The sequence below is a fragment of the Verrucomicrobiales bacterium genome (genome assembly GCA_016793885.1).
Classification (GTDB): domain Bacteria; phylum Verrucomicrobiota; class Verrucomicrobiia; order Limisphaerales; family UBA11320; genus UBA11320.
This window is the reverse complement of sequence record JAEUHE010000039.1, coordinates 38,877-64,656: the sequence shown is the minus strand read 5'-3', so window position 1 is coordinate 64,656 and position 25,780 is coordinate 38,877. Positions and strand designations below refer to the sequence as shown.

At 60.6% G+C, this 25,780-nt stretch carries 9 protein-coding genes; 1 reads left to right on the top strand and 8 read right to left on the bottom strand.

Going from position 1 to position 25,780, the window contains the following annotated elements; genetic code table 11:
- Positions 1 to 85 precede the first annotated feature (85 nt).
- The 4 genes from JNN07_05060 to JNN07_05045 form a co-directional block, all read right to left on the bottom strand.
- Positions 86 to 2,278, bottom strand: coding sequence for a thioredoxin family protein (locus tag JNN07_05060; protein ID MBL9167087.1), 2,193 nt, complete (start codon positions 2,276 to 2,278; stop codon positions 86 to 88).
- A gap of 322 nt (positions 2,279 to 2,600) precedes the next feature.
- A complete protein-coding gene (locus JNN07_05055) occupies positions 2,601 to 3,602 on the bottom strand; it encodes a TIM barrel protein (GenBank protein ID MBL9167086.1) in 1,002 nt (333 codons plus the stop codon).
- 124 nt (positions 3,603 to 3,726) lie between these two features.
- Positions 3,727 to 5,655, bottom strand: a complete 1,929-nt coding sequence (locus tag JNN07_05050; GenBank protein MBL9167085.1) for a S9 family peptidase — start codon at positions 5,653 to 5,655, stop codon at positions 3,727 to 3,729.
- Between the two features lie 140 nt (positions 5,656 to 5,795).
- Positions 5,796 to 6,551, bottom strand: a complete 756-nt coding sequence (locus tag JNN07_05045; protein ID MBL9167084.1) for a DUF1080 domain-containing protein — start codon at positions 6,549 to 6,551, stop codon at positions 5,796 to 5,798.
- A gap of 916 nt (positions 6,552 to 7,467) precedes the next feature.
- On the opposite strand from JNN07_05045, the gene JNN07_05040 reads away from it, so the two are divergent.
- Positions 7,468 to 20,871 carry a putative Ig domain-containing protein gene (locus JNN07_05040; protein MBL9167083.1) on the top strand — a complete coding sequence of 4,468 codons (13,404 nt, stop codon included), beginning with the start codon at positions 7,468 to 7,470 and terminating at the stop codon, positions 20,869 to 20,871.
- A 722-nt stretch (positions 20,872 to 21,593) separates the two neighbouring features.
- Here JNN07_05040 and JNN07_05035 read toward each other — a convergent pair.
- The 4 genes from JNN07_05035 to JNN07_05020 form a co-directional block, all read right to left on the bottom strand.
- Positions 21,594 to 22,541 carry a type VI secretion system tube protein Hcp gene (locus JNN07_05035; protein MBL9167082.1) on the bottom strand — a complete coding sequence of 316 codons (948 nt, stop codon included), beginning with the start codon at positions 22,539 to 22,541 and terminating at the stop codon, positions 21,594 to 21,596.
- A gap of 47 nt (positions 22,542 to 22,588) precedes the next feature.
- Entirely contained in the window at positions 22,589 to 23,074 is a 486-nt protein-coding gene (locus JNN07_05030; protein ID MBL9167081.1) for a type VI secretion system tube protein Hcp, read from the bottom strand.
- A 140-nt stretch (positions 23,075 to 23,214) separates the two neighbouring features.
- Positions 23,215 to 24,897 (bottom strand): hypothetical protein, encoded by a 1,683-nt coding sequence (locus tag JNN07_05025; GenBank protein MBL9167080.1) that lies wholly within the window; start codon positions 24,895 to 24,897, stop codon positions 23,215 to 23,217.
- Between the two features lie 18 nt (positions 24,898 to 24,915).
- Entirely contained in the window at positions 24,916 to 25,773 is an 858-nt protein-coding gene (locus tag JNN07_05020) for a rhodanese-like domain-containing protein (GenBank protein MBL9167079.1), read from the bottom strand.
- Positions 25,774 to 25,780 lie beyond the last annotated feature (7 nt).

Genomic DNA, 25,780 nt, shown 5'->3' with positions numbered 1-25,780 from the left:
GGAAAAGCGGAGACGTGTCTCCGCAGTCCATAGCGCCCCCCTCCTCCACACATCGTCGGACCGCTTCGCGATCAACCCCACACACTCACTTCGCCGCCTTGGCCAAAGCCTCCAAGACGATCGACGGGGTCAACACCTCAGGCAGCACCTGCGGTGGTAATTGAGGGTCCGCCGGGTAAACCAGGACCAACGGAACCCCGGCACGGCCCCAGCGGGTCAACTCGTCGGTAATATCATCGGGAGTGGTCGTGTAGTCTCCAAGCAGCGCCACCGCATTGATCTCCTTCAGCTTCTCAATGACCGAAGGAATCTTAATGCTGGTTCGGAGATTCACCCCGCAAATCGCACACCAATCGGCGGTGAAGTCCACCAAGATCGGACGCCCTTGAGTACGAGCCTCCGCGACCGCAGCAGCGCTCCACGGCTTCCAATCGATGGGACCATGGTCCGAGACGGAGGCGGCAGTCCCCGAAGCGCTCGCCTTGCTGGACGAACGCCAGGCCACCTCTTTCTCCAATGCCCACCCATAGCCCACACCCAACAAAATCAATAGCACGGTCCAGGCTAGAATGGATCGCCCATGACTGCGTTGAATGAACTGTCCGTACACCCAGGCAGCCGAGGCCACCACGATGAGGAAAAACCCGAACCACAAACTTCGATCCCCGAAGTGCTTTCCAGTCAGCCAAAAGAGCCACATGGCGGCTCCAAGCATGGGAAAACCCATCGCGACCTTGAACTGTTCCATCCAAACACCCGGTCGAGGCAGGACTTTCAACCAGGCGGAATTCCAAGAGAGCAGAACATAAGGAAAGGCGAGCCCGAGCGCTACCGTGGCAAAGAACAACACGATGGTCGCCGGAGGTTGAGCGATGGCGAATCCTATCGACACACCCAGAAATGGGGCCGTGCAGGGCGTCGCGAGCACGACCGCCAGAACGCCATTGAAGAAGGCTCCCGCACCACCCTCCTTGCGGGCCAGCTGATCAGCCGAACCCGCGACCCCGCCCAAGGTAATTTCGAAAACTCCGAAGAGATTCAATGACACCAGGAGAATCAGAGTCGTGAGGACCACCAGAAACTGCGGATTGCCAAACTGAATCCCCCAGCTGGCAGCTTTGCCGGCCTGCTTGAGCCCAATCACCATTCCGGCGAGAATCAGAAAGGAGACCAAGACGCCGAGGGCATAGAACAGCCCCAGCTGGCGAACTCGCCCCGGCGAAGTCCGGCTCTGATTCACGAAGCCCAGAATCTTCAGCGAGATCACCGGCAACACGCAGGGCATGATGTTCAAAATGGCGCCTCCGAGAAAGGCGAAGACCAGCATCTTCAGCAACAGGGACAAACTGGCAGCCGGAGCGGAGGGTGGTGACACCACGGTTACGGCTGCGACGGCAGACGCCGCTTCATTCCCAGGGACAACCGGATGGGACGGTTTAAAGGCGACCTCTGTGAATCGATGCGAAGACACATCGGCCTGACCGAATACGACCAAGCCCGGAATGGTTTCGGGCCACTCCCCTTCGGTTCGATCCACCACGCGACGCACAGTCGCACGCCCCGCTTTGATCTCTGACCATTCATTAGTGAGCCGAACCGATAGGGTCTTAAATTCGTAGGGATAGAAATCGACGTGAGTGACATCCGGAGGAACCGACCATTGCAGAGTAACGGAGCGCTCATTTTCATTCTGAGTGCCAGCTCCATCCCAAGAAGCGCTCGCCTGCAAAGACTCCGAACGTTTCGGCAGCTTCGCCTGAGCCTCCTTCAGGGCCGTGAGATCCCTTCCCTCCTTGCTGTCGGTTCCGATCACGATCTCCGCTGAGACTGTCTGCGACCTCGGCACGCACAACTTATCGCTGCATTCCAGCCATTGAACCTTGCCTCGAAGGGAGTGCTTGCCAGCCGCCAAGCCGCTGGGCAGCGCCACTGTTGTCAGCAAGACCACCTCGTCGTGGTAGGCCAGCGTGAGAATCCCCCCGATCACGATTTTCTCCGGAGCCGGCCCTTCCAACGGGGTGCCAACGACGCCCTCCGGCAATGTCCACTCCACGGTCGTGGGGCTGCCGGATTCGCCGGGGTTCCGCCAATAAGTGTGCCAACCCGGCTGGGTGGTCAGACGCAGTCCGACCGACACCACCGATCCCGGACGGGCCATTTCCTGCCCTAAGAGGAGGTCGACCTTGGTCTGGGCGGCATCCCGGGCAGCAGCCGCGCCTAAGTTCAATGCCAACCCGAGTGCCCAGATTAGAGTGAGGATCGATCGCATCGTCGGCATAAGATGCACCAGGCGGAAAAATATTCGAGCCGGAATGTGAAAATAGGGGGCCGGCTTCGGGAGGCCGCCAGGCGATCGTCACCCAGGTAGGGCGAGACTCTGCTCGAGCCCACTCCTGCCCCAGGCTTAGAATCAGAAGGAGGGCAACTCCGGAAGGGCCGCTAAGCGATCGTCTCCACCTGGGCTCTCCTCGGACGCAGCCTTGGCACAGTTCGATGCCCTTGGGCCCATCAGGGCTCGACCGGAAATCAGAACTATAAACCTCGTCGGACCGCTTCGCGGTCAAATCTCGCCCTACCCCGTATCGTCACCCCGTCTCGCCTTACGCCTTCCATCCATGGTTCTCACGAACCTGGATCATGGAGGCCAGAATGTCGTTCCAAGTCTGCTGCTTGTACATCACATCGTTGGGGAACATACACCCATCCCAACAGATGTGTTTGAACTTCTTGGTGACTTTACCGGCATCGTCGCGCAGCCAATACCCCGCATCGCGAGCAATGTTCAGCTTACCGTTCGGATCGGTGGCCAAGCAGTGACGGCCGGTCTTGTCGTGGGAACCCGAGCCTTTGACCGTCGCGTCGTTTTGAGCGACATGGAAATCGATGGTCCAAGGACGCAGCGCCTTGGTCAGCTTCTTCATGGCGGCGTGGAACAGCTCAGGCTCCCAATGGAACTTGGCCGGCACAATCCGATGCTCGGGGGCATTGTAGCCCAAGGTATACAGGAGCGTGTGAGCCATGTCGGCCTGGAAACCCAGATACTTCGGCTGATCGACCTCTTCCAGCAGCTGGAGCATGTACTTCCAGCTGTGCATCGCTCCCCAGCAAATCTCTCCCTCGGCGGCCAAACGCTCGCCGTGATCCTTGGCGACCTTGGTGCCTTCCTTGAAAGTTTTGGCAATGAGCTTGGTATTGTTTTTTGGATCTTTGGCCCAGTCATGCACCCCGGCCGCGGAGTCCACCCGAACCACCCCGTAGGGACGAACCCCCAGCTCCCGGAGGCGCTTGGCGATCCGACACGCTTTGCGAACCGCGTCGACCCAGTTCTTGCGCTTGGCCTCATCGCCCATCGCCGAACCTTCAAACCAGACCGGTGCCACCACCGAACCCACCACGAAGCCCTTGCTGCGAATCTTGTCCGCCAAAGCCTTCAGGCCGTTGTCATCGATATCGATGCTGACATGCGGATCATAGAGAAACAGGTCCACACCATCGAAACGAACCCCGTTGACCTCTGCCTTCGCCGTGAGGTCCAACATGGTGTCGAGATCGATGCTCGGCTCGGCCCCGGGCGAACCCTTGCCCACGAGACCAGGCCACATGGCGTTGTGCAGTTTCGGGAAATTATTAGCTGTCGTGCTCATAGATGACGGTGTTCGTATGGTAATGCGGTTGAAAGTATCGAGTGGATCGGAACACGCAATGGGAAAGTGAGAAAGTCCCGCGCTATTTTATCAGGTGCTCGCGAAAAAACAGCACACTGCTCAACCATTGAAAGTCCGCGTTCTTCTTCTTGGCAAACCCGTGCCCCTCATCCTTGGCCATCAGATACCACACCATCCCCCCCTGATCCCGAATGGCCTTCACCATTTGCTCGGCCTCCGTCAATGGCACTCGAGGATCGTTTTTGCCCTGCACCACAAAAAGTGGCTTACGCAATTGGGAAACCTGAGCGGTCGGGGATATCCGCGCCATGAATTCCGCCATCTTCGGGTCCCGCTCATCCCCGTATTCGACCCGACGCAGATCGCGCCGATAGTCCTGGGTGTTTTTGAGAAACGTCAGGAAGTTCGAGATCCCAACAATGTCGATGCCACACCGCAGCTGGTCGTTGAAATGGATCATGGAGGCCAACACCATGTAACCGCCGTAGCTCCCGCCCATGACCGCGATCCGATCTCCATCCAACCGTCCGTCCTGGCGAATCCAGCCCAGGAACGCGCCGATGTCCTTGACGCTGTCCTCCCGCTTAAAACCATTGTCCAAAGTAAGGAAGGTTTTGCCGTACCCGCTCGATCCCCGCACGTTGGGCACCAACAACGCCACGCCCAATTCGTCCATCAGGTAGTTCAATCGACCCAAAAAGCTGGGGCGAGATTGCGATTCCGGACCTCCGTGAATATTGACCACCACCGGCCGTCGTCCCGGAAAACGCTGGGAATCCGGGCGATACAGAAACCCAGAAATGGTCAATCCATCGAAACTCTTCAACTCCACCAACTCCGGCTCCGAGAATCGAGCGGCGTCCAATCCCCCGGTCTCGCTCTCCGTCCAACGGGTCAATTTGCCCGACCGGACATCGAGGGAGTAGGCATCGCTGGGAGCCTGCGCGGACGAGAGGGTAAACCCGAGGTCGCGTCCGTTTTCATGCCAGCGAAGCCCACCCATCACACCCTTGGGAATGCGCGGCTGCTGAAGGACACGCCCCGTGCGCGCATCGACCAGATAGAGCACGCTGCTCCCTCGCTCATTCGCAACCAAGGCTACCCGCCGGCCATCCGGCGAGAGCGCGACGTCTTCCACGTCCCAGGGAATCCCTCCGGAGAGAAGGGTCGCCTTCTGCGTCCCGAGGTCCACCCGGTACAGCTGCTGAAACTCCGAACTCCCGTCGGTGGTCCAGTAGATCGATTGGGAGTCGAGGCTGAACAGTGCGGTACCGTAGGCTTGAGGCTTTTCACGCGACGATGCCAGCGCCGTCTTGACGCCTGATTTGAGATCCAACCGATACAGCCAGCTCTCGTTGATCGACACCCGCTCGCTCACCAACAGCTCGGCATCATCCCATGACCAGTCCTCGATGCCCCATCCCCCTCCCGTGACCTCTAGAACACGGCGGGCGGACTTGGGATCATCAGGATTCATCACATAGAGATCGGTGTCCTTGCCGTTGCGCTGGGTGGAGCTGTAGGCGATCCAGCGCCCGGTATGAGACCACATCGCCCCGGTATAACGCGACTTGCCGTCGGAGAGGAGCGTGGTTCGGCCTTCTTTGACATCGTAGCGGTAGAGCTGAAAGAACTCACCGCCGCCCGAATCCTGAGTGTAAAGAATACAGTCCCCAGTTTTGGGACGAAAAGCCCCTCCGCGGACGGGCTCGGTGGAGAATGTGAGCTGCCGGCGTGCCGCCCCGGGTGCCCCTACCCAATGAAGTTGCGGCGTTTCGGCGAAGCGGGTGCCGATCAGCATGGAACGTTCCTGCGGATGCCAACTGTAGAACGCCGCGGTCCTAAACTCCAAGTAGCGGGAGACGGAGGATCTCAGCTCATCCGGAAATGATGGAACACCTTCCACCACCAAGTTGTCGGGAACTCCGGCTCCCGATGCGGAAAATGTCAGAGCCAGGGACAGTCCGGTGGAGATGAGCCAAGTCTTCATGGGCATGAGAGTGCGTGAGAAAACCGCCTCCAGTCCAGGACGGAGATGCCCCCCATGGGCCGACACGGCCCACGCTACAGTGTAGAGACGTCCGTCCTAGGACCTTCCCCGCCCCCTGGGCCGGCCTGGCCCACACTCCATCACCTCGGATTCCCCAGCTCCCGGATCTGAATCCGACGATACTCCAGCTGTCCCTTGTCGCCCTCCACCCCAATCGGTCCAGTCAATGGGAGTTTCATGGCGCTCTCGAGAACCTCCCCGTTACAGGTGGCATACGCCACCCCATTGGTGACGGCCACCACCATCTGGTTCCAATCCAGGTGACGGAACTGTTTCAGCTGCTTGTAGGGCCCAGCCAACGGATAGTCGCGGCATTGCAGCTGATTTCCTCTTAAGAACACACCACTGTCGGCGTTGGCCGCCGCCCGGAACTCCAACTTCAGGATGAAGTTCTGCGAAAATTCGCGAGTGGTATAAAGCTGCTGGATCTTCCGTCCCTCCGGCGGTGCGGTCACCACGAGCCGACCGCCAATCGCCTGGAAACGACCATCGGAGCTGGCCTGCATTCCAGGAAAAGCAACCGGCGCCTCAATGACCGGCCAGGGCGGAGCGTTCGGATCACTCTTTTGCCAACCCTCGCGCGCCTTGCGATCACCAGCAGAGGTCGTCCGATACCCCCATCCCGTGAGATCCTTGCCGTTGAACAAACTCTCAAATCCAGGCTCCGCCACGAAGGGCTCAGAAGCGGTCTCGATAAGCTCCAGGGTTGAGAGCAACGGTGTCAGCGCATTCCCCCATTTCCGATATCCCACCTCGTTGGGATGCAGCAGGTCCGGAAACTCCTCCACCTTGGCATCCCCCTGCGCATTGGCAAACAAAGGCCAGGTCTCCACCATCTGGAATCGACCGTTACCCTTGATGGCGGCAGCGTAGAGCTGGTTTAGCTTCTTGATCTGATCCGCCGGCCGGCTCTTTTCAGCCGAGCTCGGAAAAACCTGACAAACCAGAACCGGCAGGGATGCATCGTGCTGCGCCAGCGCCGCCAAAATCAGTTTAACGTTCCCCGCGATCGTCTCCGGGGTCGCCTTTTCTTCGAGGTCATTGGTTCCGATGAGCAGAACCACCGCCCGCGGATGAAGATCCAGCACATCCTCCTTCAGCCGAATCAAAAGGCCGCGCGTCGTGTCACCGCTGATTCCTCGGTTCGCAACCTTCAACCCCGGAAACGCCCCGCCCATGGCATCGCCCCAACCCTGGGTGATCGAGTCACCCAAGAACACCACCGCCCCACGATCCTGCTCCACCCGCCTGGCCCACTCCGTCCGACGAGCCCTCCACAACTCCTTGAACCAATCATAGCGCCGAATGGGTCCAGCGCCCGGCAACCCGTCGTCACTGGCCGGAATTTCCACGCTCGAAGCAGCCGCAAGTCGGGTCGGAGCGGTCAAACCCAACACCCAACCGACCACCAGAAGCCCCAGGGAGAGAATGAAAGAAATGCGCATTCCCCTTTCAATAGATTCATCATTTCTTGCCGTCCACTGGAATCGAAAGGACTAGGAGGATTCGTTGTGTCAAAACGGCACGTCACCTCCTACCTGAAATCGATTTCAGATTCGATTAACCGTGGTTTAATAGCGCCCATGCCACACTGCCAAGGAGTTGAAGGTGCGGCCACCGTGAGCCAACAGGGCAGGGCAAGAAATCTAAACGCCGAATGAAAGAAGTGCTCAGCCATTTTCGTAAACAGCGAGGATGGGTTTTTTCTTGCTCCAAGCGCGGCTGCGTCGCACCCTTAACACTGGCTCAATCATGAATTCCGATTTGCGTATGTGTGTCGTATCCTCGTTACTTCGTCGGTTCAGTCCTCGAGTGCTTCCGTTAGCCATCCTCTGGTTGCTTCACCCGACTGCCGAGGCACCGGCGCAAGTCAGCTCGACCAATATTGTGAGCGGCACCATCGGGATTCCCGGCGAGGTGGACCGCTATACCTTCAGCCTCTCCGCCCGCAGCCGGTTTTACTTCGATGCCCTTACCAACGAGTCCAATGTCCGGTGGACGCTGGAGGGGCCCACACGGGTCCATGTGGATTCCCGTCCTTTCAACCAGTCCGATGCCGGGAGTGGAGCCATCGTGTCGCTGGAGCCTGGATTCTACCGGCTCGACTTGGACGGACTCAACGCCAGCACCAATGGATATCAGTTTCGTTTCGTCAATCTGGAGTCAGCCCGCCTGCTCACTCCGGACACCGTGGTCTCCAACACGCTCAGCCTGGGCAACGACTCCCACCTCTATCGGTTCACGGCCAACGCCGGAGACCAATTCTCCTTCAGGCGCCTCTTTGTCTCCACGCCTGGCAATATCTGGTGGCGGCTGATCGATCCCTACAACAGGGAAACGTTCAGTCGCGGCTTCGCCACGGAACCACCGTTAACCCTGGGTGTGAGCGGCGAATACACCGTCCTAGTCGAGGGGTATGTCTCCAATCAGGAGGCGATGCGATATTCTTTTCTACCCGAGTTCCTCGGAAACACGCCGCCCCCCCCGCTCCCCGGAACCCCCTACACTCTGAACCAAGTGATCGCCGGGGAGTTGGTCAACGCTTCCACCAACTCTTACCATTTCACGCTAGCCGAGGAGACCCGGGTCCTAGTGGACTCGCTCACCAACAGCGCCAACGTTCAACTCTGGATGGAAGGCCCGAGCGGAGTGGCAGTGAACCACTCCACGCTGAATAACAGCGAGAGCCATGCGGGGGTCCCGTTGCTGCTGCTGCCGGCCGGGGATTACCATTTCTACGTGCGCCGGACGAGTGCCGGCACCTCCCCCTATCGACTCCGACTACTCACCGAGAGCTCTGGTTCCACCGTCGTTCCCGGCACACCGATCCTCGGGAACCTGACTCCCTTGCAGGAAAGCCGAATCTATCGCTTCGCGGCCAGCGCGGGCTCGCGTCTCTTCGTCGATGTATCCACCACCAACAACCCTCCAAATGCGACCTGGCGACTCTACGATCCGCAAAATAATTTCCTGGAACAATCCAACCTTCGAGGGGGAGACCGCGGACCTTTGAATCTGAAGCTGACCGGCACGTACTCACTCGTCGTCGACGGCTATTACGCCGAAGATGGAGCCGCCAACGCCTTCCGCATCGACCTGGTGCCGATCCAGGACGGGCTCGAAACCATCGCATTGGGCGACGTCGTGTCCGACCAGATCGAATCGCCCGGGCAAACGAAGCGCTACCTCTTCACCGTTCCCACTGATCGAATCATCGCGGTGGATTCCCGGACCAATTCTCCTCTGCGAGTGCTGCTTGAAGGGCCCTCCGGGCGCCTGGTGAACAACGTGCCATTGGCCAGCATTGATGGCTTTAGTCCCGGGCATATCAGGTTTGCGCCCGCGGGTGACTACACCCTAACTGTGACGGCAACCGGGGACACCACGGGCGGCTACGGCTTTCGACTGGTTGACCTTTCCGCTGCCCAGCAAGTCGGCCTGAACACCCCCATTTCGGGAACGCTGAATCCAGCCAACGAAGTCGACGCTTTTCGGTTCACCACCCCGCCAGGTACTCGCATTTTCTTCAACTCGGTGAACAACTCGGGTATGCCCAACGCCTACTGGCGATGCGTGGACTCGGTTGGAAATGCGGTCTTTTCCCAAGGCTTGGCCGACGTGGGCCCTCGAGTGCTCACCGCCGGAGGCACCTATACAGTGGTCATCGATGGCTATCACTCCGAAGCCACGATCGGCAACTACACGTTTAGTCTCGTCACCCCCCAGGACGAAGTCCACTCCCTGGCACTGAACACTCTCGTGCAAGGGACGGTCACCTTGCCAGGGCAAACCCACCTATACACCTTCAGCCTGATCAACCGAACCTCGGTCTCGTTCGATGCCATCATCCCGAATGCTGGGGTGGTATGGTCCTTGGACGGTCCTTCGGGCAGGATCATCAACGAACGGGGCTTCGCTTCTTCGGATGCCGCTCAGGGAATCCCCCCGTTAAACCTGCCCCCGGGCGCCTACCAACTCCAGGTCAAGGGCATGCGGGACGAAACCGGCGACTTCAGCTTTCGGCTTCTGGACCTGGGCTCTGCGGAAATCGTTCCTCTGAATGCTACCATTGCTCGGACTCTCGACCCGGCCAGAGAGACCGACGCCTTCAGCTTCGCCGTTTCGGCAGGCACCGAGGCTTACTTTGATCTAGTGGCTCAAACCGGAATGCCTAATGCCTACTGGCGATGCATCAATTCGCGCGGCGAGCGGATCTTCGGCGGGGGCATCGCCGATGTAGGCCCCCTGCTGCTCACCGAAGGGGGCGTCTACACGCTCCTCGTGGAGGGGCACCCCGCGGATACCGCCAGCGGAAACTACAGCTTCACGATCTGGAATGTTGTCGATGGGGCTCGTTCTCTCGTCCTCGGCAGCGAGGTTTCCGGGAACATCACCACTCCCGGACAGACCCAGGAGTACCGTTTCTCCGTCCCCGCCAGCACCCAAGTCTACTTCGACTCCCTGAGCAATGACTCGTCCATGCTCTGGACACTTCAAGGAGCCGGACAGCAATGGGTGAGCCGGCGGAGCTTCATCAGTTCCGATGGTTCCGGCTCGGCGGATCCAGTCCACACGCTCACCCCAGGCGAATATACCCTCACTATCTCAGCTACCGGCGATAACACTGGGGCGTTCTCATTCCGCCTCCTGAACCTTACCAGCGGATCTCCAATCAGCCCCGGAGTCACCGTGGGCGGCAACCTCAGCCCAGGTAACCGGACCGACGTGTATCGCCTCGAGGTCACCCCCGGGGATCGGTACTTCTTTGACTGGATTAGCAAAGCCAACCTTCCCAATCTCTACTGGCGTTTGCTGGATCCCGACGGAACCAAGGTTTTCGGAAATCACCTGTCCGACTCGGAAACAAATCGCTTCTTGGTGGGCGGGGCCTACACCCTGCTGGTGGAAGGACACCATCTCGACCAGGCCGCCGGAGCCTACCAGTTCCGAGTGGTTTCCGCTGGAAACGTTCCCCCCACGCCATTCACCGGCTCCCTCCTCGCCCTCGGGACGACCGTGAGCGGGAGCCTGCCCACCGCCACCAGCACCAATCTTTACCGTTTTGCGCTGAGCGCCCCAACCCGTCTCTACTTCGACGCGCTGACTTACAGTTCCGTCTCCTGGAGCTTGGCAGGCCCTTCCGGGCTCGTGGTCAACAATCGCGCCTTCTGGTCGTCCGATAGCGCGTTCATTTCGGACTCTTCCGTGATGTGCCCAGCGGGTGAATACGGCCTCACGATCACCGGGCTGGCGGGAGCTTACTCGTTCCGTGTGCTGGATGCCGCCACGGCGACGACCATTTCTCGCGACACCCTGGTGAGCGGAACACTCGAACCAGCCGGAGCAACGGTCCTGCGCCGATTCGAAGCACAGGCGGGTGACGCCATGTTCATGGATGGACGGCCGGCTGTCGGATTCTCCGCTATTCCCTCCCTACGAATCTTGTCCCCTCGCGGCAAGCTGGTTCTCTCCGACAGCATCTCCTCCGACACCGACAATCTGATCGCTCCTGAAACCGGCACGTACCTGATCTCGATCGAAGGCCGGCCCAACGAGACCGCGGCGAGCGGGAGCTTCAGCTTCCTTCTCCACTCCAGGGGTGACACGACCAATACCATCGTTCTGGGCGAACGGGTGGCCGGGTCCCTTACGACTCCCGGGCATCGCCGTTACTACCAGCTCAATCTGTCCACTCCCGCCACCGTGTTCTTCGACAGTCTGGCCAACAATGACCTCACTTGGAGCCTGTTCGGTCCTCAGGGTGAAATCGTCAGCTCCCGGGCGTTCTGGAGCTCGGACAGCGTCGACGGAAGATCGATCCTGAATCTCCTGGCCGGCAACCATGTGCTGGTCGTGGATCCCGCGGCAGCGACCGTCGGAGAGTTCGCCTTCCGGCTGGTGGACTCCTCATCAGCACAGCCCTTCACAACCGGAGCCCTGGTCAACGGAAATCTCGAACCCGGCAACTCGCTTCGCCTTTACCGATTCAATGCGACCACCGGTCAACGGCTCTACGTGGACGGACGACCGACCAGCGGCTTCAGCTCCGCCCCCTACATGAAGATCTACTCGCCACTGGGCGACCTCGTGATGGACAACACGCAGGTTACCACCGATATCGAACTCCCTCCGCTGCCGCAGACCGGCAGCTATCTCATGTCGGTGGAGGGACGCTACAGCGACACCTCCACAAACGGTTTGTTCTCCTTCCTGATTCACTCCATCACCGACCTCACCAACACCATGACGGTGGGCGCCCGGGTGGAAGGATCCATTTCGATACCAGGGCAGCGTCACTACCACCGCTTCAGCCTGACGCAGCCACTTCGGGTGTTCTTCGACACCCTGAGCGACAGCAGCATCACCGCCACCCTGACCGGCCCAACCGGCACCTTGTTTGATTCCCGACAACTCTGGAGCACCGACAGCGCGGACGGAAACGCTCTGCTGGAGTTGGCTGCGGGAGAATACCAGCTGGTCATCGACCCTAACGCGGCGACTCTGGGCAGCTATGCGTTCAGGTTGATCGATGCCTCCACAGCCACTCCGATGACCCTCGGCCAGGTGGTCAATGGAACCCTGGCCCCGGGCGTCAGCAGTCGGCTCTATCGGTTTGAAGCCCAGGCGGGAGCGCGCTTTTACTTTGACGGCCGGCCCACCTCGGGCTTTAGCGCCACCCCCTACTGCAAAATCTATTCGCCCTACGGCAACGTGAGCCTGGATGCCCAGTCCATCACGACGGACCGGGAATTCTCTCTCTTGGAAACCGGCGACTATGTGCTGGCCGTCGAGGGGCGCTATTCGGACACCAGCGCCGAAGGTCAGTATTCGTTCCTGCTCGTGCTTAACCCGCCCCCATTGTCCCAGACGCTCTTCAACACCAATATCGCCCCAGACCTGACGGTAAGCGGAGTCACCCTGACGCCGAACGCCAACCTGCAGTCCGGCCAAAGCGTCCTGGTCCGATGGACCACTCGCAACGAGGGCGCCGCCGCCACCGGCAGTTCCTTCACGGAGCAGGTGACGGTCAGAAACACCGGCACCAGCCAGGTACTGGTCAGCCGCACTCTCGCCTACGATGATGCCACCTCCGGTCCGATTGAACCCGCGCAGTCACGGGCTCGCAGTCTCTCCATACAACTTCCGGATGGCTCGGGCAGCGCGGGCGCTCTGCAAGTGACGGTCACTACCGACACCCTCAACAACCTGACCGAACAGAACGGCTCCAGCACGGCTGAGGCGAACAATAGCGCTTCAATCAACACCACGGCATCGCTAGCACCCTATCCCGATCTGCAAACCATCCAGCTTTCGGCCGAACCGCTGTCCGGCTGGACCAACGGGCAAACCATCACTCTGCGTTGGATCACGACCAACTCCGGAAACCGAGCCACCCTCGGCTCCTGGAGCGAGAGCGTCCGAATCCGCAACACGAACACCTCGTCCATCATTCTCAGCACTTCCCTGCCCTACGAGGAATCGGATCCCGAACAGGGGCCCATCGCTCCCGCATCCTCAAGGACCCGTTCACTTCAGTTTACGGTCCCGGCGGACTCGACGGCGTTCGGTGCATTCGAGATCACCGTCTCCGCCGACGAAACCGATGAACTCTTCGAGTACAATCCGGCCGGAACCGGGGAACAGAACAACTCGCAGCGTCTGGTGACCCTCTCAGCTCCCGATCTCCGGGTGGCCGGACTGGCGATCACCGCCAGCCCCGCCCTCCAGGCCGGAGCGGAGCTGGTCATCCAATGGAACACCACCAACCAAGGAAACACGCTCGCTTCCGGAGCCTTCTACGATCGAGTTCTCGTGCGAAACACGAACACGGCCGAGGTATTGCTCAACACCCTGCTTCCCTACACCCCCACGCTGGTGGGCAACGGCCCCCTACCCGCCGGGGCCGCCCGTGCGCGACAACAATCCTTGCGCCTTCCCGACGGCGCTCGAGGCATCGGCGGGCTGGAAATCACCATCTCCACCGATGCGCTCAATCAGCTGGTGGAGCACAATCCAGCTGGCACCGGAGAATCCAACAACGACTCCACGGTTCGCATCAGTATCGCCGACCGCCCCTACCCCGACCTGGTAATCACCAGCGTGACCGCTCCCGCTCAAGCTCAGTCAGGGCAGCAAGTGCCGGTGGTCTGGACGGTGAGGAATAACGGGACGACACCAGCTACCAATGGCTGGGCCGATCAGCTGTTTCTTTCGCAGGATCCAACACCGGGAAGCGATACCTTCCTCGCGTCGGTTTCCTTCGCCGGAATCCTAAATGCAGGTCAATCCCTCACTCGCACCCAACAGGTAAGCCTGCCCGCTTTCGGGGCCGGGGCTCGCTATTTCGTCGTGGAAACCGACGCGGCCAACCGGGTCTTTGAAGAAAATGAGACCAATAACGTCGGGGTCTCGTCGCAGCCCACCTCGGTGCCCACCATCCTCACGCTCCAACTCAGCTCCACCAGGGTCAGCGAGAACGCGGGATCTCAGGCGGTCCAGGCGACTGTCGTCCGCAACAGCGATACCACCGCGGCGCTCACCGTCGCACTCGGAAACAGCCAACCTTCGCGAGCGATCATCCCAGGAAGTTTGACCCTGCCGATCGGTGCCGCTTCCGGCACTTTCTGGATTGAAATCAGGGATGATGCGGTTGCGCTAGGAGATGTCACCATCACGCTCACCGCCCAGGCGCCCGGCCATGTGACGGTTACCAACCAACTGGTGGTCCTCGACAATGACTCGCCCGCACTGGCGCTCCGCCTGAGCGCGACGACGATCTCAGAGGCCGCCAGCCCGGGCGCACTGACCGGCCAGCTGAGTCGCAATGCCCAAACGAACCTCCCGCTGACAGTCAGTCTCACCAGCGATAGGCCAGGCGCCATCGCCGTGCCCGCCAGTGTCACCTTTCTGCCTGGCCAAACCAACACCAGCTTTAACCTCACTCTGACCGACGATGATGTCGTCACCGGAAACCGCGTCGCCTCCATTTTCGCCTCTGCAACCGGCTTTTCTCCGGTCTCCACTTCCATAACCCTGCTCGAGAACGACACGGTGGCCCTCACGCTCCAGCTCAGTGATTCCTCGGTGGGAGAAGCGACTTTGAACCCCGCCGCGATCGCGACCTTGACGCGCAGCCCCATCAGCTCAGCGACGCTGCGGGTGCTATTGAGCACCAATGGCGGCAACCTGGTCCAACTGCCATCCGAAGTCACCATCCCAGCCAACCAGCCCGGCGTGGCCTTCCCCGTCAATGTCAGAAACGACACCCTCGCCTATGGAGCGCAGACAGTAAACCTCGTGGCCCAGGCGATCGGCAGCGACGGGTCTCCCATCCCAGGAGCAACCGCCTCATCCGTGCTTACCGTGAGGGAGGATGACGGCCCCACCTTGAACATCGCTTTCCAGTCCGCAGTGATCGAGGAAGGAGCCAGCACGCTCGCGATCGTCAGCCGCAATACCCCTCCCACCAACTCGCTCACCGTCTCCATCAACGCCACACCGGCAGGCCAGGCGACCGCTCCGGCCACTGTCCTGCTTCCTGTAGGGGTGACCGCCACCAACATCACCGTTCGAGGGGTGAGCGACGGAGTGAGCGATGGAATCAAAGAGGTAGTCTTCACTGCGCTGGCCGTCGGCTACAACCCCGGAACCGCCCCGCTGACCGTTACCGACATCGATGTGCCCGACCTGGCGGTAGTGGAGGTGACCGTGCCGCCCAGCTCACTGACCGACGGGCTGATTAGCGCCATCTGGAGCGTCACCAACAGCGGACTCGCGACAGCGGTGGGAACCTGGGTCGATGAGGTGTATCTCTCAACCGATGCCCAGGGTGCCAACGCCAGCCTGATAACCGCCGTCACGAATCAAGGGCCACTGTTGGTCGGCGAAGGGTATTCCAGATCGAGATCGTTCCTGCTCCCCTCGGATCCAGGAACCTACTGGGTCCTCGTGCGGACGGATGCAACCCGCACCCTCACCGAGGGCTCCGACCGCAACAACGTCCTGGTCTCAGGACCCATCGCGGTTCGGCCGTCCTATCGGGCGACGGTGAGCACCGACATCGATTCCGCCATCTCCGGCACACCGATCCCTCTCCAGGGACGCACGTTCCTCAGCACCGACGGGTCTCCGGCGTCGTTCCGCACCGCGACGGTGCGCATCAATGTGAACCAAGTTCGTCGGGTTCTCCAGGTGGTGTCCGATGCCCAAGGCAATTTTAGCACGACCTTCCAGCCCATACCCGGAGAAGCCGGCGTCTACACCATCGGTGCCGATCACCCTCGCGTCCGCGAGGACGAGGCGCAGGACCAGTTCACTCTGCTGGGAATGGCCGCGGTACCCTGGCAAGTCAGCTTGCGCCTTGCCCCCAATGAGCTGGCCAGTGGATCGATTGAAGTCCGAAATCTCAGCCCGCTGCCCCTCACTGGAATCGAAGTCGCCGGAGAAGGCGTGCCGTTGGGCTTCGAATTGGCCGCAGCGATGACCAATAGCCTCGCCGGCAACCAAGTCGCCACTCTCAACTTCAGCCTACTCACAACGCTCACCAGCGGTGCGAGCGGAAGAATTGCACTGGTGGTCACTTCCGCCGAAGGAGCCATTCTGCGAATACCCATCGACTTCGTCATCGCTCCCCCCACCGCCGAACTCGTGGCCGAACCCGCGTCCCTCCAACGCGGTATGCTCCGTGGAACTCAGACCTTGGTGCAGTTCGATGTGATCAACCGAGGGGGCGTCGCCAGTGGCGAACTCAGCGTCGCGCTGCCAGTGACTCCCTGGCTGTCTCTGGTATCTCCGTCCCCCCTACCCTCCATACCGCCGGCCGGTCGCACTACCATCGTTCTCGCTCTCAACCCCGCGACCAATCTGCCGCTGACGGTCTATAGCGGAAGCCTCTCGGTCATCGGACAGGAACAGGCAAGTGTCAGCGTTCCGTTCACGTTCCGGGCCCTCTCCGAGGCCCGGGGCGACCTGGTGCTCACCGCGACCGACGAATACACGTATTTCGTCAGCGGCGCTCCCAAACTGACCAACGCCACGCTGGTGCTGCGCGACCCCTTCACCAATGGCATCGTCGCCCAGGCCCGCACGGATTCGGCTGGCCAGGTCCGGTTCAACAATCTCCTCGAAGGAGACTACTTACTCGAAGCTTCGGCTCCCGGACATGGCAGCACGCGTGGAGGAATCCGGGTGGTCCCCGGCATCACCAAGGAACAAGAAGTGTTCCTGACCCAGGAAACCGTCCGCTACGAATGGAGTGTCGTTCCCACCCAGATCGAGGATCACTATCGAGTCGTGCTCCAACCCCAATTCGAAACCGAGGTGCCCCAGCCGAACTTGGTGGTGGAGAATCCTCAGATCATGCCGCTCGTGACTCCAGGTCGAGTCAGCCAATTTGAAATCCGCCTGCGCAACACCGGAAGGATCGCCCTGCAGCGGGTGCGCATCCCCGTCCCCAGCCACCCTAAATTGATCATCACCCCGCTGGTGACGGAGATCGAGGAACTGCCCGCACTGACGTCCATCTCCGTGCCCGTCACCATTCAAGTGGCGGATGCTCCCCCTCCCGGGACCGTCGGTCTTCAGGGAGCCGTGGGACTGGCCGGCCCGGAAACCTGCGAGGGCACCGAATGCGTCATCCACATGCCGATTGATACCAGCTTCAAATGCGGAGAGAATTTCGTGTTCAAGGAAGCGGACGTGACGCTCCAGGTCATCTGCGTGCCGGAAACAGGCTGTCAATTCCCCAACGCGGATATCACCCGAATCGACTTCATGACGGCGAGTCGCCTCGCTGCTGAGGCTGAGCTTGATTGTCTTCTCGGCAAGATGAACGAGTGCCAAAAGGCTCGCGTGCGCGGGTATCTGCGCTCCGGCGACTTCGGCTCCGTCGACGGTCCGTTCGGTTTTGGCATCAGCGATTTCTGCGGGTGTGCCCCGCCGGAGCGAATTCCGCAGATGTTCAACGTTGCCTCCAATTATCTGAGCTCGCTTGGATTCTCGCCCGTGGGCTCCGCCCCCGGTTTCGTCAACTTTGGCACGGTGACCCTGGTGAGTGAGGTTCCCTGCAATCAACCCTTCCCAGTTCCGCCTGCCCTCGCCGGACCAGAACTCCAGGGTTTAGGAGGAACGCTGCCGCCTCCAGCAGCCGTCTGCGCTAAGGTTCGCATGGAACTGAGCCAGGACATCACCCTCACCCGATCCGCTTTCCGAGGGACGCTCGTGCTGGAGAACAACTCGGGAGGTAGCTTGACCGATATCCAGCTCACGGTGGATTTCCGGGATGGAAACAACCAATCCGCCGCCTCGCTGTTCGCGGTTCGCGGCCCCACGCTCAGCGGCCTCTCAGCCGTCGACGGCTCGGGGACACTCGCCAACACCGCGACCGGATCCGCCGAATACCTCTTCATCCCCACGCTCGATGCCGCACCCACCCAACCGACCGGCTACTACATCGGCGGAACGCTGCGCTTCAAGGAAAACGGTCAGACTGTGACCATCCAACTTCTGCCCGGGGCGATCACGGTCCTGCCGGAGGCGCGACTGACCCTGGAATACTTCCAGCAGCGCGACGTCTACTCGGATGATCCGTTCACCCTGGAAATCGAACCCTCCGAACCGTTCGTCCTCGGATTGCGCGCTCGCAACGGCGGGGCGGGCACTGCTCGCAACTTCCGAATCGCATCCGCGCAGCCGCGCATCATCGAGAATGAGAAGGGGCTCGACATTGATTTCAAGCTCATCGGAGCACGTCTCGACAATCAGCCTGTCGATCCTTCGTTCACTCTGAACCTGGGCACCATCGATCCCGGTGCCTCCAAGACCGTGCTGTGGGACATGGCTTCCAACCTCCAAGGCAAGTTCATCGACTACCGGGCCAGCTTCGAGCACGTGGACGCGCTCGGTGGCAAAAACCTGTCGCTGATCGAGGCGGTAACCGTGCACGAGCTGATCCATCTCGTGCAGGATGACCGGGTTGGGAGCGACTCCCTCCCCGACTTCTTGGTCAATGATTCACCGGACCAGCAAAGTCTGCCCGACGTGATCTACCTCAGCACCGGCTTGAACGAACCCGTCACCCTGGCGAGCAACCCCAGGGTTGATAGCCCGGCCACCACCAATGATCTGGTGGTGCAACTGACCACCACCATGAGTCCTGGGTGGAGCTACCTGCGCCTGCCCAATCCCGGAGCCGACTTCCGCCTCGTCAGCGCCACTCGCGCCGATGGCAAAACCCTGCGGCTTGGACCGAACATCTGGACTACCGATCGCAGCTTCCCATCGGCGCAAACGGGTGCCGTGCGCGAACAGCTCTTGCATCTCTTGGATCACAACAGCTCGGGAAGTTACACGCTCCGATTCGCACCAACCGTCGCCGATACCAACGCCCCGGCGAGCGCGGTGGCGGCCCTTCCGGCCAGCAGTCCGTCGCGCTTCGCGGTCGAATGGTCGGGCAGCGATGGGGCGGGCGAATCCGGGATCGCTTTCTTCGATATCTTCGTTTCGATAAACGGCAGTCCCTACACCAATTGGCTCGCCCGAACCACGCTGCGAAGCGCGCTCTTCGATGGGATCAACGGGTCCCGCTATTCCTTCTACAGCCGAGCCACGGACCTCGACGGAAACGTCGAAATTGTGCCCACCCTGCCCGATGCGCAGACTACCGCGAACAGCGCCAACACCCCACCCACTCTGATACCGCTGGCAGATGTCACCATCGACGAAGGCACCCAGCTCAATCTCCGGGCCAACGCCATCGACATCGATCTACCACGCCAGACCATTAGCTATGCCCTAATCTCGGCCCCGGCCGGAGCCACCATAGATTCGGCTTCCGGAAACATTCGCTGGCAGACCGGAGAAGCCCAGGGCGGCAGCGTCGCGCGATTCATCCTGACCGCAACTGACAACGGCGAGCCGAGCCTGATCGCCACCCAAAGCGTCCAGGTAACTGTGCGTGAGCTTAACAGCGCCCCGAGCTTCGTCAGTGCCTCAACCGAGATCCTGGCTGATGAAGGCATCGCCTTGGCCGAACGGATCCTGGCGAGCGACAACGATCTTCCTGAACAGACCCTGACGTGGGAACTGGCTGCGGGTGCTCCTCAAGGTCTGAGTCTCGACCCGGCCCTTGGCATCCTGCGCTGGACCCCGTCGGAAGATCAGGGCCCCGGAGATTATCCGATCACAGTCACTGTTCGCGACAACGGATCACCCCGCCAAGCCGCCAGCCGCACCCTGCGGCTGCGGGTTCGAGAGGTGAATCAGGCTCCTTCCCTGAATGCTATTCCCCTCCAGGCGGCCCTGGTTCAAACCACCCTGGTGGTGACCAACTCGGCAACGGATCCAGACCGTCCGGCCCAGGAGTTTTTCTTTAGCTTGGGTGCCGGGGCTCCCCGCGGTGCGCGCATCGACCGCAACACTGGCGTGTTCACCTGGACACCGTCAGCCGAATACGCGCGAAGCACCAATCAAGTCACCATCCAAGTCACCGACAACGGGGCTCCGTCACTCACCGCCAGTCAGCCCTTGCGCATCATTGTTGGCGACTATCTGGAGGCGCGATTGGGTCACGGCATCGCACTAGCCGGTCAATCGGCCAGTGTTCCCATCGTCATCTTTACCACCATCCCGGCCACCAACGTGAGCTTCACGGTACAGGTGCCGGAAGGGCGGCTGACCGGATTCACTCTGCCAACCGCCGCCTCACCCCTGGCCTCCGCCCGCATCCAGGCGTTGGGAGGGAACCGCTATCAAGTGCAGCTCGGAACCTTACCCGGAGTCAGTCTGAGCGGAGAGCGTATCGTGTCGCAATTGACGTTCCAAACGGTTGCCAACCAAAGCTCCGCCTTCGTGCCATTGTTCATCTCCAATGTGGCGGCCATACAGTCCAACGGGTCGCCACTGCCTCGAGCCTTGGGGCAACCCGGCCGGGTCGTTTACCTGGGCAGGGAACCCTTGCTCGAGATGGTGGAATCCGCGCAACAGGTGGATCTCACGATCTACGGATCAGGAGACACCTACAACATCGAGTCGACTCCATCGCTGGCTCCGGGCTTCCAATGGACGCCCTTCTGGAGCGGCGTCTTGATCGACTACATGGATGTGATCCCGGTCGATCCGACCGAGGAGTCACAATTCTTCCGCGCGATCCAGAACTAAACGGCAAGATGCAACGGGAACACTGACCGACTCCTCCACCCCGACAACCGTAGGGCCGAGGTCACGGGGCTTCCCACCCGGCCGACCTCTCCACGACCAACTCGTTGAACGTACGTTCACGCGTTTGGTCGTGGGGGTGGGGACGGAAACCGATGAGGATGGCGCCCATCGGCGGAAGAACGCGACCGCCCTTATGGCCTGCGCGTGGCATGCCACCGCTTTTCCTTCACGCCACGAAGAGCCATTCCGTTCACCTGCTAAGTAATCAAGCAACCCATGACTCGTGATCGACTCCTACACCCCGACAACTATAGCGCCGAGGTCACAAGGCTTCCTCACCCGGCCGACCTCTCCACGACGAACTCGTTGAACGTACGTTCACGCGTTTGGTCGTGGGGGTGGGGACGGAAACCAATGAGGATGGCGCCCATCGACGGAAGAATGCGACCGCCCTTATGGACTGCGTGTGGCATGCCACCGCTTTTCCTTCACGCCACGAAGAGCCATTCCGTTCACCTGAGAAGGAATCAAGCTACCAATGTCTCGTGATCGACTCCTACACCCCGACGACTATAGCGCCGAGGTCACAAGGCTTCCTCACCCGGCCGACCTCTCCACGACCAACTCGTTGAACGTACGTTCACGCGTTTGGTCGTGGGGGTGGGGACGGAAACCGATGAGGATGGCGCCCATCGATGGAAGAATGCGACCGCCCCAAAGCCTCACTGCGCTGGAAGAGCCTCAACTCGGAAGAACTTTCGAGCGAGGTTGGCGCCCACCAAAACGGAGGTGGTACCAGTTCCGGCGGAGGGCACGGTTTGAAGCAGTTGAAACTCGCCCTCGGGGCGGTCTGAAACCAAAACTCGATAAACAAGCCCGGAAACACTGTTCCAACTCAGGGTGGCCACCCCACGGGCAGTCGGGGGATCCAGCTTCGCAGTAAAGACGGAATTGGGTTTGGAGGGATCAGTTCCGGCCAAATACTCCTCCAGATTCGTGGCTCCATCCCGATCCACATCAGCATCACCGTCCTGAGTATTGGGCTGTGTGCCATACGCGCGTTCCCAAGTGTCCGGAAGGCCGTCCCCATCGAAGTCCACGGGGTCCGAAAAACTCAAACCGGCGGGAACACCCGCGAGAATATCCCAACTGAACTGCTCCGGAGCTGCCGGGAGGCCTTGAGCGTCGATTCTCACATACTCCACCCCGATCTTTTGAACATTCAGGACAACTTGCTCGGTCAAGCGATCCGCACCCCGATGACCGCCCAGCTGAACACTCGTCACCAACACATTCTCACAAACCACTTTGTAGAACTCAACGGGCTTGCCGCCAGTCCCACGGACGTAAAGAATGGCCCGTTCGATATGAGTTCCCTTCGCCACGGCAGACATCAAAATCGGAGTCGAACGATCCACGAACTTGGAGAGGGAAAGATTCTGAAACGTTGATTTCCCCGCTGCAGCGCCGCCCACGTGGGTCGTGCTTGAGTTCGCGGCTCCCCATTGCCAGGAAAGCAACTCGATATCCTGGGCGTGTGCCGGATCCACCGACTCACCCGTGGCCGACGTCAGGCGGAGGAACACATCCATAGAGGCCAGCGCCCGATTACCGACGCAGAGCAGCAGCCAGGCCAATAAGCATGCGGAAAGATGCAGCAGACGCTTCATGATAGGTTCCACCGGCACGGTGGTTCGCTCCGTCGAGCCACACTCGGTTAGGGAGCAGCGTTCAAGGAGATATCCCAGCTGAAAGGAATCGCCGTCTCCGGTGCCCCGGTCTTTGGATTCAGGGGAACATACTCCACCTTAAACTTGCGAAAGTTCAGGGAGACATTCTCCGTGAGCAAAGTTTCGCCGCGGGATCCGCCCGTCGACAGGGAGGTGATGATCACATCCTCCAGGGTAATCTTGAGGTATTCAACCGGCTTGTCACCCGACTTGCGGACGACCAATACGGCCGACGGAAAGTGTTTACCAGTCGCGACCCCCTCGATCAACTTCACGCTCGTTCGATCCACATACTTGGTGAGGTTTAGATCTTGAAAGCTCGCTTTCCCCGCTCCCCCTCCACCCCCCGTGTGAGTCGTGCCGGACTGACTCATGCCCCATGACCAGGCCAGCACATCAATTTCGTCCTTGTGGTAGGCGTCAACACTCTCCCCTTTCAAATCCCCGAGCTTCAAAAACATATCTACCGCCATCGCCGGCGCCACACCCAGAGCCAAGGTGAGAAGAAAGGTAACCATTGTTTTCATGATGTCATAGCGATTCGGGCGAAGGCTGGAGCGCAGCCAGCGCCTTTGGTTTATAGGACTATTAACGACGGGACTCCGCCCCGTGGTCAAGGCGTGAACAGGCGGAGGAAGGAGGCCGGGTTGGTGGTCCGAATACCTTCCAAAGTGCGAACCGAGTTGGTGAGACTGAAGGTCAAGACATCGTTCCACACCAGCGGCGGAGTCAGGCTGCGCGCGGACTGCAAGGTGTAGTTCTTGCCAGCAGCCCCAAACACCAACAGATCAACCTGATTTGATGAGCGACGAGTGATCTGCAACTCGGGAGCTCCGGCCGCAATTTCATAGGCGCGATAGAAGGTCAGCGGCTGCGGAATCGAGGGAAGGTTCAGAAGTCGCGAAAGATTGGTCATGGCCACCTTCGTCTGCAGCGTCCAAGGACCCTGAGTGTTCCCAGCCGACTCGATCGCGTAGCCAAACGAGGGCTTGCCATAGAGGGTCACCGGCCGCGTTTCATCCACTCCCGGATGGGCCTCCAAGAGGGGCTCGTTCACCACCACGACCATTCGGCCGGAGCGGAAGAGAGCGACATTCGCCACGGTGTTGTCCGGCTTGGTCGCACTCACCGTCGAAAGCTGCAAAGGAACGAAAGCGGAAGGCACCTGTCCGAGCGCCGCGAACTTGAGGCGGACAAGTTCGGTCGCGGCAAACAAGGCCTGCCCGGGTCGCGGGACGATTTTGGCCGACCAAAAGCCCCCGGCCGCAGGCGTTAACGCGAGCTTGGTAGGATCCACCTCCGGAGCGATCGCCTCCAAAACCAGATTCGTCAAATGCCCGGGGGGAATCCGGAAATTTAGGCTCAGACTGCCCAACGGGATGGTCGCATCGAGGGAGACCGGCACGCTGCTGGTCTCGCCCCCTTGCATCACCCCCGATCCCAAGGAAACCACGACCAACTCGCTGGTCGCCTGGGAAAGGACGGATCGAGCCACTCGGAAGGCGTCGGTAAACTCGACGTTGACCGGCAAGGCGCGCCCCCCATCCGGACCGGCACCAAGAACCTGAGCCACGAAGCGCAGGCTGCCGTTGGGAGTAAAATTACTGCCTCCCGCCAGGTCGATCAGCTCGGCGAGGTTAAACCAGACCTGATTCGTTCCTGCGCCATCCCCCACCACGGAAGCCAAGGCGCTCACGGAGTTGGAGTGAGTCAGGGTGACGATTCGGCCCGCCACGTCCAAGCCCTGAACGTCCATCAGCACCTGCACCGAGTCAGGCACGAGGGAGTTGCGTTCGGCGGTGCGAACGAAGGGCAAGGGCGGCGTCTGCGGAGTCAGGTTCGTCGCGGTGGCGGAGCTGGAAACAACTTGATAATAGTAAGTGGTCGACGGCTTCGCGCCCGTGACGCGGACTGATTCGAGCCCGTAACCAGTCGTCTTCCCGCGCAGCCAGGCCTTGCTGAGCCGCTTTTCAAAAGTGTTGGTGGCCCGGGGATAACCCGTGTGAACGGGATAAGGCTCAACGCCCAGCTGCCCATCGAGGCTTTGTGTGCCCGCCTCGTCGGCAAAGAGTCGCACATCCGGCGCGGCTCCGATCGGGCCACGCCAAACGAGGGTGAAGCCGCTCGGCGTGACGTTGGCGACGATCGTATTCGTCTGGGCGGTCTGAGCTGCTGTTTCGAGCGGAGCCAAGGCCGATCCGCAGCAGGCAAGCAATACCGTCCAACGCAACCATGCGGAGCGCAGGAACGGAACAGCGAGGTTTGTTTCCAAGTTTGTAATCCCCAGGAGCGTCATAAAATGGAGCGGATGCGCCTACTTATTTCGATTGGTAGAGGTCGTGATGGTTGCCGGGAAATCGGCCGGAGCCTCCACGGTCTGTCCCAATCGTTGCAACCCCGGCTGGCCCTGGCGGGACAGCGTTCTTTCGCCGCCCGCTAAAATCACAAACCGTGTGGCCCCGTTGGCTCGCAGCGCTCGCGCGGTTTCCTCGGCCTTGCCATCGCCATTGTCCACCAACACCAGCAAGGGACTGCCCCCGGCTCCAGGGGTGCCCGATTTGCGGGTCGTCGCCAGCGCGAAAGGTGACTTGGTGACGGGCATTCCGGGAAACTCCGAACGCAAGTCGGTCAGCGCGGGCGCGGCCACGGTCGACTTGGCAGCTGGGCCGGCGGCCGGCGCGGGTGTCACCGTGCGCAAATCCACTAGCACGACATCGTCAGGGGAAACCGCCTTGAGCTTTTGATAGGTGATCATCGGGATCTCTTCTTTCGAAATCCCAAAAGCGGCGGTGGTGGCGCCACCCGACTCGGTCCAGCCGGCAAATCCACCTTCGAGGATCTCGGCTTGAATGCCGGGCTTGGCGTTGAGCAGCGGCAGAGCCGTCTCGGCCTGTCCACCGCCCAGACCGTCATCATACAGAACCACCCGTCCGAGCTTGGGCAGGCGCTTCTCTGCCAGCAAACCAACAGGCACATTCATGGCGCCCGGCACATGCCCCTTCTGGAAAAAATCCGTGCTGCGCACATCGATGAACATCACCTTCTCGCCGGCCTGCATGCGGCGTTGAACCTCCGCAGGTTGGACGGCGGGAAGCTGCAGAAGCCCCAGGGCCAAGGCCACGGCAACGCAGGAGAGTCGGCGCAACATGAATAAAGTAGAGATCGTTTTCATCGGGATC

Coding starts and splice junctions, on each gene's coding strand:
- JNN07_05060 (MBL9167087.1), bottom strand. CDS start 2,278: ATGCCGACGATGCGATCGATCCTCACTCTAATCTGGGCACTCGGGTTG.
- JNN07_05055 (MBL9167086.1), bottom strand. CDS start 3,602: ATGTGGCCTGGTCTCGTGGGCAAGGGTTCGCCCGGGGCCGAGCCGAGC.
- JNN07_05050 (MBL9167085.1), bottom strand. CDS start 5,655: ATGAAGACTTGGCTCATCTCCACCGGACTGTCCCTGGCTCTGACATTT.
- JNN07_05045 (MBL9167084.1), bottom strand. CDS start 6,551: ATGGTGGAGACCTGGCCTTTGTTTGCCAATGCGCAGGGGGATGCCAAG.
- JNN07_05040 (MBL9167083.1), top strand. CDS start 7,468: ATGAATTCCGATTTGCGTATGTGTGTCGTATCCTCGTTACTTCGTCGG.
- JNN07_05035 (MBL9167082.1), bottom strand. CDS start 22,541: ATGAAGCGTCTGCTGCATCTTTCCGCATGCTTATTGGCCTGGCTGCTG.
- JNN07_05030 (MBL9167081.1), bottom strand. CDS start 23,074: ATGGCGGTAGATATGTTTTTGAAGCTCGGGGATTTGAAAGGGGAGAGT.
- JNN07_05025 (MBL9167080.1), bottom strand. CDS start 24,897: ATGACGCTCCTGGGGATTACAAACTTGGAAACAAACCTCGCTGTTCCG.
- JNN07_05020 (MBL9167079.1), bottom strand. CDS start 25,773: ATGAAAACGATCTCTACTTTATTCATGTTGCGCCGACTCTCCTGCGTT.